Origin of the sequence: Marinovum sp. (genome assembly GCF_034669705.1) — a bacterium.
GTDB lineage: Bacteria > Pseudomonadota > Alphaproteobacteria > Rhodobacterales > Rhodobacteraceae > Marinovum.
Genome location: NZ_JAXMOR010000009.1, coordinates 91,135 through 107,208, shown reverse-complemented (window position 1 = coordinate 107,208; position 16,074 = coordinate 91,135). Strand labels below are relative to the sequence as shown.

The following is a 16,074-nucleotide window of genomic DNA, read 5'->3' as shown; positions in this document are numbered from 1 at the left end:
AGGAGACAGGCATGAGCAAATCGCTGAAACGGGTGGCGCGGGCGCTGGAGGCGGCGGGGATCGAGAGTGCGATCGTCGAGGTGGGACAGGCACGCACCGCGCAGGAGGCAGCCGAGGCGGTGGGCTGCCATCTCGACCAGATCGCCAAATCGATGATCTTTCGCGGCGCGGTGAGCGGCGAGGCGATCCTGTTTCTCACCGCCGGCGGCAACCGGGTGGATGATGGCAAGGCCAGCGCGCTGGCCGGCGAGCCGCTGGGCCGGGCCGATGCGGCGCTGATCCGGGCACAGACCGGCTTTGCCATCGGTGGCGTGGCACCGATCGGCCACCTGAACCCGATCCGGGCCTTTCTGGACCCGCGGCTGCTGGACTTCGACGAAATCTGGGCCGCCGGCGGCACGCCGCGGCATGTCTTTGCCCTGCCCTCGGCGGCTCTCGAACCGCTGACCGGTGCGCAAGCTTCTGATTTCATTGCAGAGTCAAAATAAATGTAAAAAACATTCACATGGAGACTTGCGGGCCGGGGGCGGGCGTCCCATCTGATGTAATGTGAAAGACATTCACATCGAAACCAACAACGGAGAGCCCCGATGACAACCGTCGCAACCGAAGTCCACCCGATCCGGTCCACACAGGGCTGGTTCTCGCGTAGCGAGGCCTGGCTCGACAGTAAGGGCAAAGGCGCCTGGATTGCTGCGATGGTCCTGGGCTTCATCTTCTTCTGGCCAGTTGGCCTCGCCCTTCTCGGCTACATGATCTGGAGCAAACGCATGTTCGGCAAGTCCTGCAAATCTTCCTACCGTACCGGTCGCCACGCGGCGCGCTGGAACGCGATGAAACCCTCTGGCAACAGCGCTTTCGACGCCTACAAGGAAGAGACCCTGCGCCGTCTGCAGGAAGAGCAGGAGAGCTTTGAAGCCTTCCTCGAACGGCTGCGCGCCGCCAAGGACAAGGCCGAGTTCGACCAGTTCATGGACGACCGTGGCCGCGAGGCCGCCAAGGCCCGTGCCGAGGATGATGCCGCGTCGGACCCGCGCCGGGACGCCTGACCCGGCCGCCGCATGAGACCACGACCGGGTGCCCCCCAAAACGCGGGGGCACCTTTCCCAACGGAGGACATGATGCACACCGCCGCCCTGCCCGACCCACAGTACCACCCCGAGTTTTACGCCGACATCGCACCCAAACGCCTGCTGGCCTGGCTGATCGACGTCGGCCTGATTCTCGGCCTGACCCTGATCGCCCTGCCATTCACGGCCTTCATCGGGTTGTTTTTCCTTCCCTTCCTCTATGCTTTCATCGGCTTCATCTACCGGGTGATGACGATCTCAGGCGGATCGGCGACCCTTGGGATGCGGGTGATGTCGGTCGAATTGCGCAGCGCGGAAGGCGCGCGGCTCGACCTTGGCGGCGCCTTCCTGCACACCACGGGTTATTATCTGAGCTGCCTGATGGCCTTGGTCCAGCTGGGCTCGATGGTGCTGATGATCACCTCGGAACGCGGCCAGGGCCTGACCGACATGGTGCTTGGCACCGTGATGGTGAACCGCCGGGCCTGAGCCGGGGCACCGCGCCCGTCCCCCTGACCCACGCAAATCCCCGCCGTCGTCCAAGTCTTGCGCTTGGCGACGGCGGGTTTCGTTGTTATCTTTTTGCCAAGTCAAGGGATCCTCTCATGCGCCACACGCTTCCGCTCGCGCCGCAATTCTACGTGACGGCTCCGCAGCCCTGCCCCTATCTCGAGGGCCGGCTGGAACGGAAGCTGTTCACCGCGCTCCAGGGCGAGAGCGCCGAGAAACTCAACGACAGCCTGTCGAAACAGGGGTTCCGACGGTCGCAGAACGTGCTCTACCGGCCGTCCTGCACCGATTGCGCCGCCTGCATGTCGGCGCGCATCTCGGTCGAGGCCTTTGCTCCGTCAAAGAGCCAGAAGCGCACCCTGAGGCGCAATGACCATCTCGCGCGGCGGGCGACCTCGCCCTGGGCCACCGACGAGCAGTACGACCTGTTCCGCAGCTATCTCGAGAGCCGCCACGCCGAGGGCGGGATGGCCGATATGGATGTCTTTGAATTCGCTGCGATGATCGAGGAAACGCCGATCCGCTCGCGGGTGGTGGAATATACCGACCGGACAGAGGGCAGCCTGACCGCGGTCTGCCTGACCGATGTGCTCGATGACGGGCTCAGCATGGTCTATTCCTTCTACAAGCCCGAACTGCCGCGCCAGAGCCTTGGCACCTACATGATCCTCGATCACATCGAGATCGCGCGCGAGGCCGGGCTGCCTTTTGTCTATCTCGGCTACTGGGTGCCGGGCAGCCCCAAGATGGGCTACAAGGCGAAATTCGCCGGGCTCGAGGTCTATCGCGGCGGGCGCTGGGTGCCGATGCGCGATCCCGATGACTATGACGCCGAGCACCATCCGCTGTCGACCGACCCGATTGCCGAGCAGGTGGCCAATATCTCGTTGCCGGACATCAGCCCCAAGCGGCGCTGAGCTTCCTCAGCTCTTCGACAGACCCCAGTTTCCGGCGTCGATCTCGAAGCACCAGTTGCCGGCCTCGACAAAACCGGTCTCTGCCCCCTCTGCCACCATCCGCCGGATCTCGACCGCGCGGTCGTGCATGTCGAGCAGGGCAAACTCGTTCGGCTCACCGCGCAGCCGGGTCGAGAGCCCGGTGCCGCAGTGCACCTGCAGGGTGGCCGAGCGGTTCTTGCGCGAGACGAAGGGTTCGACCAGCCATTGGTGCAGGTGACCGGTCAGGATCACATGCGGCCCGGCCTCGGCCCAGGCCTCAAGCGCCTGCGGCGCGCCGCGCATCAGCTTCTTGGCGATATCCTCGCCCTGGTGAAACGGATGATGGGCGGCGATCAGCACGATGCGGTGGGCGGCATTGTCGCGGATCAGCCCGGCCACGCGGGCGATCTGCGTGTCATCGACCCGCCCGCCCTGTCGGCTCCAGCGGTCGGTGGTGTCGAGACCGATGACAAGGCAGCCCGGCGTCTCGAGCAGCGGCTCGGTGTCCTTGGCGATCCAGCGGCGATAGGCGCGGCGTGGCCAGCCGAGGCGGGCCGGCAGGTTGAAGAGCGGGATGTCATGGTTGCCCGGCACCGCCATCCAGGGCACCGACAGCCGGTCGACGAAGTCGCGCGCCATTCGGTACTGGCTGGCGCGGGCGCGTTGCACGAAATCGCCGGCAATCACGATATGGTCGGGTGCCGCGGTGTCGAGCGCCGCCAGCAGCGGCGGCACCAGCTCGGGGCTGGCGCGGCCGAAGTGCAGGTCGGAGAGCAGAGCCAGCCGCATCACGCGGCCTGTTCGGCGTCTTGCGGCACCCGGACGGTCAGCGCGCCCTGTCTCAGGCGAAAACGGTAGGGGCCGGGCATCCGCTCCTTCTCGCCGTCATGGGCGATCAGGCGCTTGTTGCGGCGGGTCTCGATGGTGATGTCCGCGCCGGTCAGCAGCACGTAATCGGTGCCCGACCGCGCGCCGCGAAAAAAGATCCGCAACGCCCGCCACAGCAGCTGCAGCCGGCCGACATCGCGGGCCACGAAGAGCGCCAGCTTGCCCTGCTTGATCGCCTCGGCGCCGTCGAGGTCGAACTCGTCAAGCTGGTAGGCGCTGATCGCAACGAAGGCCATCGGCGATTTCAGCTGGTGGGTCTCGCCGTCGACGGTGATCTTCATCTTGAGCGACTGGTAGATGGTGGTCATCGCGACGATCACCGACCAATAGGCCGCCAATCGGCTCCGCCCCCAGTTGCGATAGACGTGCTCGCGCACGCTGAGCACCGAGGCATAGGCGCCGAGGCTGGCGTTGTTGAGGAAAATGCGTCCGTTGACATCGCCGATCGGCACCTGGCGCGAGGCGCCGTTGAGTGCGATCTCCAGCGCCTCGGCGGGATCCTGCGGCAGGTCGAGGCTGCGGGCGAAGTAATTGAAGGTGCCCATCGGCAGGATGCCCAAGGTGACGCCGGTGCCGGCAAGCGCCGAGGCCAGCGCGCCGATGGTGCCGTCGCCGCCGGCGGCAATGATCGGGTCGCAGCCGTCGGCCAGCGCCTTTTCGACGGTCTCGGAGAGTTTCTTCGGCGAAGGGATTTCGCGAATCTCGACCTCGGGATATTTGGCGGCCGCGGCGCGCACCTCGTCGCCCCTGTGGTCGCCCCGCCCGGACGCCGGGTTGAGTATGATGCATGCGCGCATGATGGGTCACTGTCCGTGGTGTCTAGCCTCACAAGGACAATGCGCGAAAAGGGCGACGGTTCCATGGGCTGAAAATTCCCGAAGGTGCGGGCGCGATGCGCGGCGGGCGCTGCCCGCTGTCAACGCGCTTTCACCTGTTGCGACGGTCCAGAGCCGCGCGTCGCAGGGCCGTGGTGCGGCGATCCATCGGCGCTGTATGGCAGTTTATCTCGGCAATGCCCGTAGAACTTCTAAGGGTAGCGCTGGTGGCGGCCAAATCGCCGCGCCTGGGGGCGGCCCGGCGATGCGCGGCGGGCGCTGCCCGCTGTTAACGCGCGCGGACCGATTGCGACGGTTCAGAGCCGCGCATCGCAGGGCCGTGGTGCGGCGACCCATCGGCGCCCTATGGTAGTTTATCTCGGCAATGCCCGTAGAACTTCTGAGGGCAGCGCTGGTGGCGGCCAAATCGCCGCGCCTGGGAGCGGCCCGGCGATGCGCGGCGGGCGCTGCCCGCTGTTAACGCGCTTGGAAAATTCCCCACCGATTCGCGTAGGGTGGGTTTCCAACCCACCGCCAACGGAAAAGGCCGGACCCCCGGCCCGGCCTCCCCGCAACGCTCCGAACCCTAGTTCGGGATCAAATCCGGCACGATGGTCACGATCGCCGGGAAGAACCACAGGATCGCGATCCCCACCACCTGGATCAGCACGAAGGGCAGCACGCCTTGATAGATGTGCCCCGTCGTCACCTCCTTGGGCGCCACCCCGCGCAGATAGAACAGCGCAAAGCCGAAGGGCGGCGTCAGGAACGAGGTCTGCAGGTTGACCGCGATCATGATCGTCACCCACTTGGGGTCAAACGTGCCGCCATAGATCACCGGGCCGACGATCGGGATCACGATGTAGATGATCTCGAGGAAGTCGAGCACGAACCCCAGCACGAAGAGCACCAGCATCACGATCAGGAAGACCTTGAACTCGTTGTCGAAGCTCTGCAGGAACGTCTGGATGTAATGCTCGCCGCCAAAGGAGATCACCACCAGGTTCAAGAGCTGCGAGCCGATCAGGATCGTGAAGACCATCGAGGTCACCTTGGCCGTCTCGCGCACCACCGGGGTCAGCACCCCGCCGGCAAACAGCACCCAGAGCGCATAGAACAGCCCGAAGATGGCAAACAGATAGGCCGCCTGCGCCACCAGATAGGCGATCCAGCTCTCCAGCGCCACATCGGCCAGCCCGATCCGCAGATCGAAGTTCACGCCCACCAGGATCATGATCACCACTGCGAAGGTAGTCCAGATGATCATCCGTCCCGAGCGGTTCTCATCCGCCAGCTTGCGATAGGCCGCCAGCATGATCGCCCCGCCGGCGCCAAGCGCGGCTGCCGGTGTCGGGTTGGTGATGCCGCCGAGGATCGAGCCCAGCACCGCGATGATCAGCACCAGCGGCGGGAAGACCACCCGCAGAAGCTCGTTCTGCGACAGGATCCCCGCGGCATAGCGCACCCCCCAGAGGGTCAGCGCCAAGGGCAGCAGCAGGATCAGGAAGGTCACGCCAGAGCTGGTCAGCGGCGAGATGAAGAGCGCATCGAACAACAGCGCCATCGCCACGCCGACCGCCCCAACCACCAGCGGCAAGGGCTCGGCGGTGGGCGAAACGCCGCGCGCCACGCTGAGCGCCAGCGCCAGCAGCAAAAAGCCCACCGCGACGCCGGTGCCGATCACCGGGCTGTTGGCCAGCTTGGTCTGGCGCAGGGTCTCGCGCTCTTCCTCGCTCAGCTCGCGGGCCTGCTCGACACCGCCGGCCTCGTTGATCGTCTGCTGCTCGGCGATCGCCGCGTCCCAGGCCTCCTGGCCGTGCAGGTCGATCATCGCCGCGCGGCAGTCGGCACCGACATTGGTGCGCAGGCTGGCGGTTTCGCCGGCGTCGGAATAGCTGTCGACGGTCACGTCCTGAGAGCCGATCACGCCGACCTGACCGAGGGCGATCATGCCGACGATCAGCAGCGCCGGCACGCCGAGGAACCAGGTCATGGCCTCGCCACGGGTCACCGGCTCGCCATTGGCGTCGCCCAACTCGACCGCGGGGGCCTTCGAGGGGTTCACCAGCGCGTAGCCAAAGGCATAGAGCCCGTAGAGCCCGGCCAGCAGGATGCCGGGCAGCAGCGCCGCCTGGAACAGGGTGCCGACCGAAACCACCGCGGGCTCGCCCAGATAGGTCAGCGCATCGGTACAGCCGACCAGCGTGGCGCGCTCTTCCTGTGCGGCGGAATAGAGATCGCCCGCAAGGGTGCCGAGCAGGACGATGACGATCGACGGCGGGATGATCTGGCCCAGGGTGCCCGAGGCCGCAATCACCCCGGTGGCGAGCTGCGGTGAATAGCCCGCCCGCAGCATGGTGGGCAGCGACAGGAGCCCCATGGTCACCACCGTCGCGCCGACGATGCCGGTCGAGGCGGCAAGGAAGGCCCCCACCACCACCACCGAGACCGCGAGGCCGCCGGGCAGCGGGCCGAAGACCCGCGCCATGGTGGTCAGCAGGTCATTGGCGATCCGCGACCGTTCCAGTGTGATGCCCATCAGCACGAACATCGCCACCGCCAGCAGGGTCTCGATCGACTGCCCGGCCAGCACGCGCTCGTTCATGCGGTTGACGACAAAGGAAATGTTGCGGTCGAGCGCCACTTCCCAGCCGCGCGGGAAGACCGGTTCGCTGTAGCGTGGCAGATCGGGGTATCGGAAGACCGATATCGAATCCGGCCGCACCCCTTGGGCCACCAGGTCGGAATACATCGCCGAGCCGGTGTCGATCGCCTGGTGCAAGAGCAACCCCGCGCTGTCGAGCGCGGCGATGATGCCGAATGAGATGATGCCGGCGCCGCCGATGGCAAAGGCCACCGGAAAGCCGGAAAGGATGCCCCCGAAGAGGCAGAGGAAGACGATGATCAGGCCGATCTCGACGCCATCAAGTCCGAATAGCATGTGCCCTGCCCCTTAGTGATGTTCTTCGATCGCGTGCACGAGCTCGGCTTCTTCGCTGCCGAGGACGTCACGGTCGAGGTATTTGTGCTCAGACTCGGGCCCTTCGCGCCACTCCAGGAAGGAGCGGTAGAAGAAGGCCCAGGCATGGATGAAGACCAGCCCGGCATAGGCGACGAGCAGGATCTTGAACAGGAAGTAGGCGTCGAACCCGTTGGGCGAAAAGCCGATGGTCTCGACGTTCCAGCGCAGGGCGCGGGCCTTGGCGATCAGCCGGTCGAGCGTGTCGGAGGCCGAGGGTTTCGGCACCACCAGATGCCGCCAGAGGAAATACCAGCCGTACATCCAGGTCAGCACCGCCGCCGGGATCATGAAGATCATGCAGCCGATCATGTCGACGATGCGCTTGGCGCGGAAGGAGATCGAGGAATAGATCAGGTCGACGCGCACATGCCCGCCCTGCACGAAGGTATAGGTGACGCAGAGCGCCACGATCATCGCATTGTAGAGCTTGAGCTCCTCGGCCCACCAGCTGATGTCGCGGGTCAGCACCGAGCCGAAGCCGAGTGCGATCTCGGGCGTCGCGAAGATCCGCTGGTTGAAGACGATGAGGATCTGCTGGATCACCATCAGGATGCCGGCCCAGGCAAAGAACCGGCCGATGCCGTTGGCAAAGCCCTCGAGCGCGATCACCACCCCCCAGAGGAAGCGGTTGGCAAAGATCCCTGCGATGAAGATCACCAGGAACAGCGTGAAGGCGACGAAGAACAGCTCTGTCGAGCCGCCGTAGTAGATGAAGCGCATCAGCGCCGCCTTGTCCTCGGGTGTGTCCAGCCCGCCAGTCCAGCTCATCCACTGTGACCAGTTGACGAGCGCGGTGGCGAGGTTCCAGAACGCCAGCACGAGGTTCTGCAGCGCCCAAACGAGACCGTCCAGCATCTTGCTCCCTTTCGATATCCCCACCTCCGGCCGGACCCGGAGATCCCCGCCGTCGGTACAGCAAGGCCCCCGGCACGGGTGCCGGGGACCTCATTTCAGTTGGGTGTCGGGCCGATCAGCCCAGAACGCGGTCGCGCTGCTGGCGATAGGCGTCGTCAGAGACCGAGGTCCAGCGCGACGATTTCTTCAGCGAGGCGTTGAAGCTTTCGCGGATGCGGGCATAAAGCTCGTCACCCATGTGCTCGTCGAGCGCTTCGCTCGAGGCCTTGCCGAAGGCTTCCCAGACGTCATCGGGGAAGGTCATCAGCTTGGTGCCGCCGGATTGCAGCCGCTCGAGCGCCGCCGCGTTGTTGGCATAGCTCTGCGCCAGCGACCAGTAGTGGGTCGCCTGGGCCGCAATCTCGACGATCTTCTGATCTTCGGCGTCGAGCTCGTTGAAGACGTCGCGGTTGAAGGCACACGACAGCGCCGAGCCGGGCTCGTGGAAGCCGGCGGTGTAGTAGAAGTCGCAGACCTCCTGCAGGCCGAGGCGTTCGTCGGCGAAGGGACCGATCCACTCGGCACCGTCGATCGAGCCCGAGGACAGCGCCTGATAGATCTCGCCGCCCGGCACGTTCTGCACCGAGGCTCCGGCAAGGCCCAGCGCGCGGCCGCCAAGGCCGGGCATGCGGAACTTCAGGCCCTGCAGGTCTTCGGCCGAGTTGATTTCCTTGTTGAACCAGCCGCCCGGCTGCAGGCCGGTGTTGCCCGCGAGGAACGATTTCAGACCGAAGATCTCGCCCAGCTCGTCGTGCAGCTGTTTGCCGCCGTCATGCTCGTACCAGTTGATCAGCTCCTGGGCGGTGCCGCCGAAGGGCACGGCGGTGTAGAAGTAGTAGCCCGGGTGCTGGCCGCCGAAGTAGTAGTCGGCCGAGTGATAGAGGTCGGCCTGGCCGGCAGTCACGGCATCGAACACCTCGAAGGCGCCGACGAGCGTGCCGGCAGGGTTCTTCTGGATGGTCAGGTTCTGCGACATCGCGTTGACGGCGTCGGTGAAATACTGTGCCGCGTCGTCAAAGACGGCAAAGCCCTCCGGCACCGAGGTCACCAGGCGCAGGGTGCGCTTGCCCTGGGCATAGGCCGGCGCGGCCAGGGTCGTGGCCGCGGCCGCGGTGCCGCCGAGTGCGGAATTCTTCAAAAATGAACGACGATCCATTCATACCTCCCATTGGTTTTTTTCTGCCACGTCCCGGCCTGCGGCTGGCGCCGGCCGGGACGTGGCGGATCGTTGGTAACGTGCCGGAGGTTAGCGGCTGAGGCGGGCTGTGGAAATACCCACATTTTCCGGATTCGAAAATTTTTGCACTTGCATCCGAAGGGGTTTGGTTGCAGCGCAGCAAGCGATCTGCTCGCTGCCGCAACGACAGGCAAGTGCTTGTGATCCGGTCATATTTGTCTTGTTAATTGACTGTTAGCGCTGACGCCGCAGCGGCTCGGTCGCCGGTCCCGGATCGGCCGCCGCAGGGGCCCCTCAGCCGCCGCGCGAGGGTGTGCCAGGCCGGGATGAAGTTTGCATTCCTGTCGTCAGAGCCGCCTGCCGGGCAACTTTTGCAAAGAAAACCGGCCAAACAGCGGTTGACCCTCTGGCCGGGCTCACCTAGTGTCGCGCCCACGCACAAGGAAGGTCGCATTCAATGGCACGTCTAGTCGTCGTAGTAGTCAAGTGGCGCATGGGCCGGTAACGGACACCCTGAACGGTACCCCATGCGCCCCCGAAGTTTTCGGGGGTTTTTTTGTGCGCGCAAGCAAGTGGATGACGTCATGAACGGAGCAACAAGATGACACGTCAGATGACCGGAGCAAAGATGGTGGTTCAGGCCCTGAAGGATCAGGGTGTGGACACGGTATTCGGCTATCCGGGCGGGGCGGTGCTGCCGATTTATGACGAGCTGTTCCAGCAGAACGCCATCCGTCACATTCTGGTGCGCCACGAACAGGCGGCAGTGCATGCCGCCGAGGGCTATGCCCGCTCGACCGGCAAGCCCGGCGTGGCGCTGGTGACCTCGGGCCCCGGCGCGACCAACGCGGTGACCGGGCTGACCGATGCGCTGATGGACTCGATCCCGATCGTGGTGCTCACCGGCCAGGTGCCGACCTTCATGATCGGCTCGGATGCCTTTCAGGAGGCCGATACCGTCGGCATCACCCGCCCCTGCACCAAGATGAACTGGCTGGTCAAGGACACCAAGGACCTGGCCTCGCTGATCCACGAGGGCTTTCACGTCGCCACCCAGGGGCGCCCCGGCCCGGTGCTGATCGACATCCCCAAGGACGTGCAGTTCGCCTCCGCCACCTATACCCCGCCGGAAAAGGCCGACCTCGGCCACTACCAGCCGCGGGTGAAGGGCGACATGGAGACCATCACCGAGCTGGTCGAAGCGATCGAGACCGCCGAACGCCCGGTGTTCTACACCGGCGGCGGGGTGATCAACTCCGGCCCCGCCGCCAGCCAGCTGCTGCGCGAACTGGTCGAGGCCACGGGCTTTCCGATCACCTCGACGCTGATGGGCCTCGGCGCCTACCCTGCCTCCGGCAAGGCCTGGCTCGGCATGCTCGGCATGCACGGTCTCTACGAGGCCAATCTGGCGATGCACGGCTGCGACCTGATGATCAACATCGGCGCGCGGTTCGACGACCGGATCACCGGCCGGCTCGATGCCTTCAGCCCGCACAGCCGCAAGGCGCATATCGACATCGATCCCAGCTCGATCAACAAGGTGATCCGCGTCGACATGCCGATCATCGGCGACGTGGGCCATGTGCTCGAAGATATTCTCAAGGTCTGGAAGGCGCGCGGCCGCAAGGTCAACCGCGAGGGGCTGCAGAAATGGTGGGCGTCGATCGAGGATTGGCGCCGGGTCGACTGCCTGAGCTACAAGAACGACGGTCCAGGCATCAAACCGCAATACGCGCTCGAACGGCTCGAGGCGCTGACCAAGGGGCATGACCGCTACATTTGCACCGAGGTCGGCCAGCACCAGATGTGGGCGGCGCAATACCTCGGCTTCGAGGATCCCAACCGCTGGATGACCTCCGGCGGGCTCGGCACCATGGGCTACGGCTTCCCGGCCTCGATCGGCGTTCAGGTGGCGCATCCGAAATCACTGGTGATCAATGTCGCCGGCGAGGCCTCGTGGCTGATGAACATGCAGGAGATGGGCACCGCGGTGCAGTTCGACCTGCCGGTCAAGCAGTTCATCCTCAACAACGAGCGCCTCGGCATGGTGCGCCAGTGGCAGGAATTGCTGCACGGCGAGCGCTATTCGCACTCCTGGTCAGAGGCGCTGCCCGATTTCGTCAAGCTCGCCGAGGCCTTCGGCGCCAAGGGCTTCCTGGTCAAGGACCCGGCCGAGCTCGACGATGCGATCATCGAGATGATCAACCACGACGGGCCGGTGATCTTCGACTGCCTGGTCGAAAAGCACGAGAACTGCTTCCCGATGATCCCGTCGGGCGAGCCGCACAACAAGATGCTGCTGGGCGCAGCCTCGACCAAGGATGCGATCGGCTCCAAGGGCGCGGTGATGGTCTGAGGTCGCCATGTCCGGGGCTCTGCTCCCGGACACCCAAGGTATTTTCAAACGGAAGAAGAGATCATGTCTGCGCTTAAGATCAAAAAAGGCTCATCGAAGCATTCCGCCTACAACCTGCGGCCGAACTTCTCCGACGTGCAGGAACGCCACACGCTGACCCTCATCGTCGACAACGAGCCGGGGGTGCTGGCGCGGGTGATCGGGCTGTTTTCCGGCCGCGGCTACAATATTGAAAGCCTCACCGTGGCCGAGGTCGACCATACCGGTCACCTCAGCCGCATCACCGTGGTCACCACCGGCACGCCGCAGGTGATCGAGCAGATCAAGGCACAGCTCGGCCGTATCGTGCCGGTGCACGAGGTGCATGACCTGACTGTCGAAGGCCCCTCGGTCGAGCGCGAGCTGGCGCTGATCAAGGTCGCCGGCAAGGGTGACGACAGGGTCGAGGCGCTGCGGCTGGCAGATGTGTTCCGCGCGCAGGTGGTGGATTCGACGCTCGAGAGCTTCGTCTTCCAGATCACCGGCGCGCCCGACAAGATCGACGCCTTCGCCGAGCTGATGCGGCCCCTGGGCCTCGTCGAGGTGGCGCGCACCGGCGTCGCAGCGATCAGTCGCGGGCCGCAGTGAGCCGCGACATCCGCTGACCGCGCCGGCCCTGCAGACAGCCGGCACCCGACACGAAAAACGCCGCCGTGACCCCTGGTTCACGGCGGCGTTTCCCTGCGTGCCGCACCCCCACCGTGCGGCCGAGCTCCGGATCAGGCGATGACCTGCGGGGTCGAGAGCGACTGGGCCCAGTCGCGCGCCCGCGGAAAGGGCACGACATTGCTGTTGCTCTTGCTGCTGCCAGCCTCTGTGCCCGCAGACGCGGCACCGGCGGAATTGGCGCAGCGGCCCAGCTTGGCGACAAGCTCCGGCGCATGATCCTGCACCAGCAGCGTCGGGTTGGTCACCCGGCGGAACTGCGGCTCCTCGCGCAGCTCAAATTCGATCAGATCGCCGGCATCCAGCGCCACGCCAGACAACGCGGTATCCTGCGGTTCAAGGTAGAAGGCCAGATTGCCCTGATCCTCGCACCAGACCACCGCTTTCTGGTCGTCAGGATTGGCCCAAAGCACCACCCCGCACATGCGTCCAAGTGACATCGCGTTCACCTTTATTGCGTCTCGTTGCTGTCAAATGTGGCACAAATTTCAGTCTTGCGAATGTCCGGAGAGGGTCAGGAACTCTTGTAATTTGTGCCAGCTTGGGTCAGGTTTGAAGCTAATCCGCGTCGCCTGACGCGAAGCAGCATCATTTCCATGGTCTCCCGCCCGGATTCGTGAATTTCTTCCGTGATTTGCACCGTAAAAGACCGCCTCACACGCCGCGAGACTTCAGACTTTGCCCAACCCTGCCACAACACAGTCCCGATCCACCGCTTCGCCTGCCGAACTGCGCGCCATGTTCGGCGCAAACCTCAAGCATCTGTGCCGCGACGCGCCGTCGATTTCCGCCCTGTGCCGCGATCTTGGCATCAATCGCACCCAGTTCAACCGTTACCTGAGCGGAGAGAGCTTTCCTCGCCCGGACGTGCTGCATCGGATCTGCACCTTCTTTGACGTTGATGCGCGTATATTGCTCGAGCCGGTGGAACAAATTGCAACAACCTCGGGCTTCGTGATGCACCACCCGGAACTGGCCGGGTTTCTCGGCCCGGAGGTGACCCAGATCGGCCAGGATTTGCTGCCCGACGGCTTCTACCGGTTCATCCGCCGCTCTTTCATGGACGAGCAGAAATTCGTCGAGGCGCTGGTCTATGTCTACCGGCTCGGCGACTTCTGCTTTGTGCGCGGGCATGAGGCGCGCGAGGCGATGTCGCGCGTCGGCCTGCCGGAAAGCCCGCGGGGCCGCGAGTTCGGCGGCTTCTTCTATCGTCAGGATCGCGGTGTGGCGGCGCTGGTGGCGCGGCGCGGGGCGACCAGCGGCTCGTTCACCTTCCTGCACCGGGTGCCCTCGCTCGAGAACCGCACCTGGACCGGCTTTACCGCCCGCATCACCCATGAGAGCGAGAACAGCCACCGCATGGCGCGCATCGTCTGGGAGCATCTCGGCCGCGGCATGTCGAGCGCGCTCAAGGTCGGGCGCGGCGCCGGTTTCCGCACCTTCAGCCAGCTCACCGAGAGCGACCAGGCGCTGCTGCGCCCGGACAAGCCCTTTGCCTGATCGGGCCTCGCTGGCCTAGCTGTCGGTGCCGTCGGGCAGCAGCACCCGGCTCACCGGTACGAAGGCCACCCGGCTGGCGCGGTCCTGCAGACCCCAGATCAGCAGCGCAGAGATCGTCTCCGGGCGCAGCCGGCCGAGCATGATCACCGCCCCCTCCTGCCCCGCCTTGAAGGCCGCCTGGTCGAGGAAGCGGCGGATCACCGTCGCGCTCTGCCCCTTGCTGTCGAAATCGCGGAACAGCACCGCCGCGGGCACCCCGGCGCGGGCGGCGATTGCCTGCGCGGTGTTGAGCCCCTGCGGGTAGAGCACCAGCCCGTGGCCGCTGTCGGCAAGAATATCGGCGACCTGGTCCGAGACCGCGCGGCTGGCCTGCAGCCCGCCGGCATCGCCTTCGAGCACCGCCACCGCTTCGGGCACCGCCGAGAGCGCCGAGGCCAGCGAGACCTCGGCATCCTGCGGCTGCGCGCCCTGCGGCAGGTTGGCCAGCGCCATCACCTCAAAGCCGGCGTCGCGATAGGCGCGCATCGCCGCCGCCGCGCCCGCCCAGCCGGTATCGACGGCAAAGGTGATCGGATAGGGAAAGGACTCCAGCGCCTCCAGCCCCATCGGCGTGTTGCCGTCGTCGATCAGCACGATCGACATCAGCGGCTTGTCGGCCTCGACATCGGTTCTTTCGGCAAAGCGCTCGACCGGGCGGCGCCGCACGTCCTCCGCCTCTGGCTCGGCGGCAAGCGAGGGCAGCCGGCCGGTGGTCACGCCGCTGGCGCGGTCGGTCAGCGTGCGGGCCGGCGTGCCGATGCTGGGCCGCCCGTCGCCGTCGCTGTCGCGGTCGATCAGCGAGGAGACCTGCGGCCGCTCCTCCGCCTGTGGGGCCTCCTCCTCGGGGAGCGCCGCGACCTCGGTTTGCGGCGGGGCGGCGGTTTCTACCTCAGGGGCCTCGTCTGCCGGGGGCTCGGCCATCTCGACCTCAGGCGTGACGGGCTCCAGCGGCACGTCGGTCTCTACTTCAGGGCCCACATCTGCCGGGGTCTCCGCGGTCTCTACCTCAGGCGCGACCGGCTCACGCGGCGCATCGGTTTCGACCTCGGGGGCCACATCCGCCGGGGTCTCGGCGGTCTCCACCTCTGGCGTGACAGGCTCACGCGGTGACGCGGTCTCGACCTCGGGGGCCACATCCGCCGGGGTCTCGGCGGTCTCGACCTCTGGCGCGACAGGCTCACGCGGCGACGCGGTCTCTACCTCGGGGGCAACATCTGTCGGGGTTTCGGCGGTCTCCACCTCAGGCGCAGCAGCCTCGGTCACCGGTGTTGCAACCGGCGCGGACGGCTGTTCCGGCACCTCCACCACGCTCGGCGGCTCCTGCGCGCCGCTGGGCTGCTGCGGCGCCTCGGCGATCCGCGGCGCCTCGGCCTCGGCAGAGGGAACCGCCGGCGGCTCAGTCGACAGGCTGCCGTCTGGCGTCTCGGCGGCGGGCGGCGTTTCGGCGGCCTCTGGCACAGCGGCGCTGGTGCCGGCGCTCACCCCGGCGTCTCCCGCGGGCTCAGCCTCGGTGCGCTCCGGGTCCTCCTCCGCGGCGCTGACCGGGGCTTCGGCCCGCGGCACGACGGGGGTGTCTTCGACCTCTGGCGCAACCGCGCCCATCTGCGGCGCGGCCTCCTCGACCAGCGGCGCCGGCGGCTGCACCGGGTTGTTCGAGATCGACAGCTCGTCGGCCTCGGGCTGCGCCGGCTGCGGCGCGGGTGCGCCGGGTTGCAGGGGCGGATCGCTCTGCGCCACCACCTGCTGCGCCTCTTCGCCCGCCTCCCCCGCGGGCACCGGGCCGAGACCCGCCACCGCGCCGGTCTCCGGCCGCTCGGCCGAGCGCGTATCGACGGCTGCGGCCGGCTCCGATCCGGAATAAGGCTCGGGAATGCCCGGCGACGGGGCCTGGGGCGAGACGCCATCGCCTGTGCCCGCGCGGGGCAGCGCATCGGGTTCGGCGGCCGGCGGCGGCGCGCTGGTCACCGGGACGACGGCCTCGGTCACCTGCGGGCTTGGCGACAGCACCGGCCCCATCAGCACCGAGATGGTCCCTGCCCCGATCCCCGCCACGACGACGCCGGCGAGCGCTCCCGCCACGAAATTATGTGCCATGACTGCTACTCCTCGAACCCGGACCGCGTCTCTTTTTCACCGGGCGCGGCCCTGCGCAAGCCCCCT

At 66.3% G+C, this 16,074-nt stretch carries 14 protein-coding genes; 7 read left to right on the top strand and 7 right to left on the bottom strand.

The window, feature by feature from the left end:
* Positions 1–11 precede the first annotated feature (11 nt).
* The 4 genes from VOI27_RS08925 (at position 12) to VOI27_RS08910 (ending at position 2,497) form a co-directional block, all read left to right on the top strand.
* Positions 12–488 (top strand): YbaK/EbsC family protein, encoded by a 477-nt coding sequence (locus tag VOI27_RS08925; protein WP_323764981.1) that lies wholly within the window; start codon positions 12–14, stop codon positions 486–488.
* Positions 489–590: 102 nt separating this feature from the next.
* Complete coding sequence (locus tag VOI27_RS08920) at positions 591–1,049, top strand: DUF2852 domain-containing protein (protein WP_323764980.1); 459 nt, start codon at positions 591–593, stop codon at positions 1,047–1,049.
* A gap of 72 nt (positions 1,050–1,121) precedes the next feature.
* Positions 1,122–1,559: an RDD family protein gene (locus VOI27_RS08915; RefSeq protein ID WP_323764979.1), complete on the top strand. Its 438-nt coding sequence runs from the start codon at positions 1,122–1,124 to the stop codon at positions 1,557–1,559.
* A 116-nt stretch (positions 1,560–1,675) separates the two neighbouring features.
* Positions 1,676–2,497, top strand: a complete 822-nt coding sequence (locus VOI27_RS08910) for an arginyltransferase (protein ID WP_323764978.1) — start codon at positions 1,676–1,678, stop codon at positions 2,495–2,497.
* A gap of 6 nt (positions 2,498–2,503) precedes the next feature.
* Here VOI27_RS08910 and VOI27_RS08905 read toward each other — a convergent pair whose 3' ends face one another.
* The 5 genes from VOI27_RS08905 to VOI27_RS08885 form a co-directional block, all read right to left on the bottom strand.
* A complete protein-coding gene (locus tag VOI27_RS08905) occupies positions 2,504–3,307 on the bottom strand; it encodes a metallophosphoesterase (RefSeq protein WP_323764977.1) in 804 nt (267 codons plus the stop codon).
* Entirely contained in the window at positions 3,307–4,203 is an 897-nt protein-coding gene (locus tag VOI27_RS08900; RefSeq protein WP_323764976.1) for a diacylglycerol/lipid kinase family protein, read from the bottom strand. The genes VOI27_RS08905 and VOI27_RS08900 overlap by 1 nt, the downstream gene beginning before the upstream one ends.
* A 604-nt stretch (positions 4,204–4,807) precedes the next feature.
* Positions 4,808–7,162, bottom strand: coding sequence for a TRAP transporter large permease (locus VOI27_RS08895; RefSeq protein ID WP_323764975.1), 2,355 nt, complete (start codon positions 7,160–7,162; stop codon positions 4,808–4,810).
* Positions 7,163–7,174: 12 nt separating this feature from the next.
* Positions 7,175–8,098 carry a TRAP transporter small permease subunit gene (locus tag VOI27_RS08890; protein ID WP_323764974.1) on the bottom strand — a complete coding sequence of 308 codons (924 nt, stop codon included), beginning with the start codon at positions 8,096–8,098 and terminating at the stop codon, positions 7,175–7,177.
* A 115-nt stretch (positions 8,099–8,213) separates the two neighbouring features.
* Positions 8,214–9,293, bottom strand: coding sequence for a twin-arginine translocation signal domain-containing protein (locus tag VOI27_RS08885; RefSeq protein ID WP_323764973.1), 1,080 nt, complete (start codon positions 9,291–9,293; stop codon positions 8,214–8,216).
* 622 nt (positions 9,294–9,915) lie between these two features.
* On the opposite strand from VOI27_RS08885, the gene VOI27_RS08880 reads away from it, so the two are divergent.
* Positions 9,916–11,670, top strand: a complete 1,755-nt coding sequence (locus VOI27_RS08880; RefSeq protein WP_323764972.1) for an acetolactate synthase 3 large subunit — start codon at positions 9,916–9,918, stop codon at positions 11,668–11,670.
* A gap of 63 nt (positions 11,671–11,733) precedes the next feature.
* Positions 11,734–12,297 (top strand): acetolactate synthase small subunit, encoded by a 564-nt coding sequence (gene ilvN, locus VOI27_RS08875; protein ID WP_323764971.1) that lies wholly within the window; start codon positions 11,734–11,736, stop codon positions 12,295–12,297.
* A gap of 131 nt (positions 12,298–12,428) precedes the next feature.
* Here the strand turns inward: ilvN and VOI27_RS08870 are convergent, their stop codons facing one another.
* On the bottom strand, positions 12,429–12,815 hold the full coding sequence (locus VOI27_RS08870) for a hypothetical protein (protein ID WP_323764970.1): 387 nt from the start codon (positions 12,813–12,815) through the stop codon (positions 12,429–12,431).
* A 298-nt stretch (positions 12,816–13,113) separates the two neighbouring features.
* On the opposite strand from VOI27_RS08870, the gene VOI27_RS08865 reads away from it, so the two are divergent.
* Complete coding sequence (locus VOI27_RS08865; RefSeq protein ID WP_323764969.1) at positions 13,114–13,875, top strand: helix-turn-helix transcriptional regulator; 762 nt, start codon at positions 13,114–13,116, stop codon at positions 13,873–13,875.
* Between the two features lie 15 nt (positions 13,876–13,890).
* Here VOI27_RS08865 and VOI27_RS08860 read toward each other — a convergent pair whose 3' ends face one another.
* Positions 13,891–16,008, bottom strand: coding sequence for a divergent polysaccharide deacetylase family protein (locus VOI27_RS08860; RefSeq protein ID WP_323764968.1), 2,118 nt, complete (start codon positions 16,006–16,008; stop codon positions 13,891–13,893).
* Positions 16,009–16,074 lie beyond the last annotated feature (66 nt).

Excerpts from the sequence above, each read along its gene's own strand:
- VOI27_RS08925 (WP_323764981.1), top strand. The coding sequence starts at position 12 with ATGAGCAAATCGCTGAAACGGGTGGCGCGGGCGCTGGAGGCGGCGGGG.
- VOI27_RS08920 (WP_323764980.1), top strand. The coding sequence starts at position 591 with ATGACAACCGTCGCAACCGAAGTCCACCCGATCCGGTCCACACAGGGC.
- VOI27_RS08915 (WP_323764979.1), top strand. The coding sequence starts at position 1,122 with ATGCACACCGCCGCCCTGCCCGACCCACAGTACCACCCCGAGTTTTAC.
- VOI27_RS08910 (WP_323764978.1), top strand. The coding sequence starts at position 1,676 with ATGCGCCACACGCTTCCGCTCGCGCCGCAATTCTACGTGACGGCTCCG.
- VOI27_RS08905 (WP_323764977.1), bottom strand. The coding sequence starts at position 3,307 with ATGCGGCTGGCTCTGCTCTCCGACCTGCACTTCGGCCGCGCCAGCCCC.
- VOI27_RS08900 (WP_323764976.1), bottom strand. The coding sequence starts at position 4,203 with ATGCGCGCATGCATCATACTCAACCCGGCGTCCGGGCGGGGCGACCAC.
- VOI27_RS08895 (WP_323764975.1), bottom strand. The coding sequence starts at position 7,162 with ATGCTATTCGGACTTGATGGCGTCGAGATCGGCCTGATCATCGTCTTC.
- VOI27_RS08890 (WP_323764974.1), bottom strand. The coding sequence starts at position 8,098 with ATGCTGGACGGTCTCGTTTGGGCGCTGCAGAACCTCGTGCTGGCGTTC.
- VOI27_RS08885 (WP_323764973.1), bottom strand. The coding sequence starts at position 9,293 with ATGGATCGTCGTTCATTTTTGAAGAATTCCGCACTCGGCGGCACCGCG.
- VOI27_RS08880 (WP_323764972.1), top strand. The coding sequence starts at position 9,916 with ATGACACGTCAGATGACCGGAGCAAAGATGGTGGTTCAGGCCCTGAAG.
- ilvN (WP_323764971.1), top strand. The coding sequence starts at position 11,734 with ATGTCTGCGCTTAAGATCAAAAAAGGCTCATCGAAGCATTCCGCCTAC.
- VOI27_RS08870 (WP_323764970.1), bottom strand. The coding sequence starts at position 12,815 with ATGTCACTTGGACGCATGTGCGGGGTGGTGCTTTGGGCCAATCCTGAC.
- VOI27_RS08865 (WP_323764969.1), top strand. The coding sequence starts at position 13,114 with ATGTTCGGCGCAAACCTCAAGCATCTGTGCCGCGACGCGCCGTCGATT.
- VOI27_RS08860 (WP_323764968.1), bottom strand. The coding sequence starts at position 16,008 with ATGGCACATAATTTCGTGGCGGGAGCGCTCGCCGGCGTCGTCGTGGCG.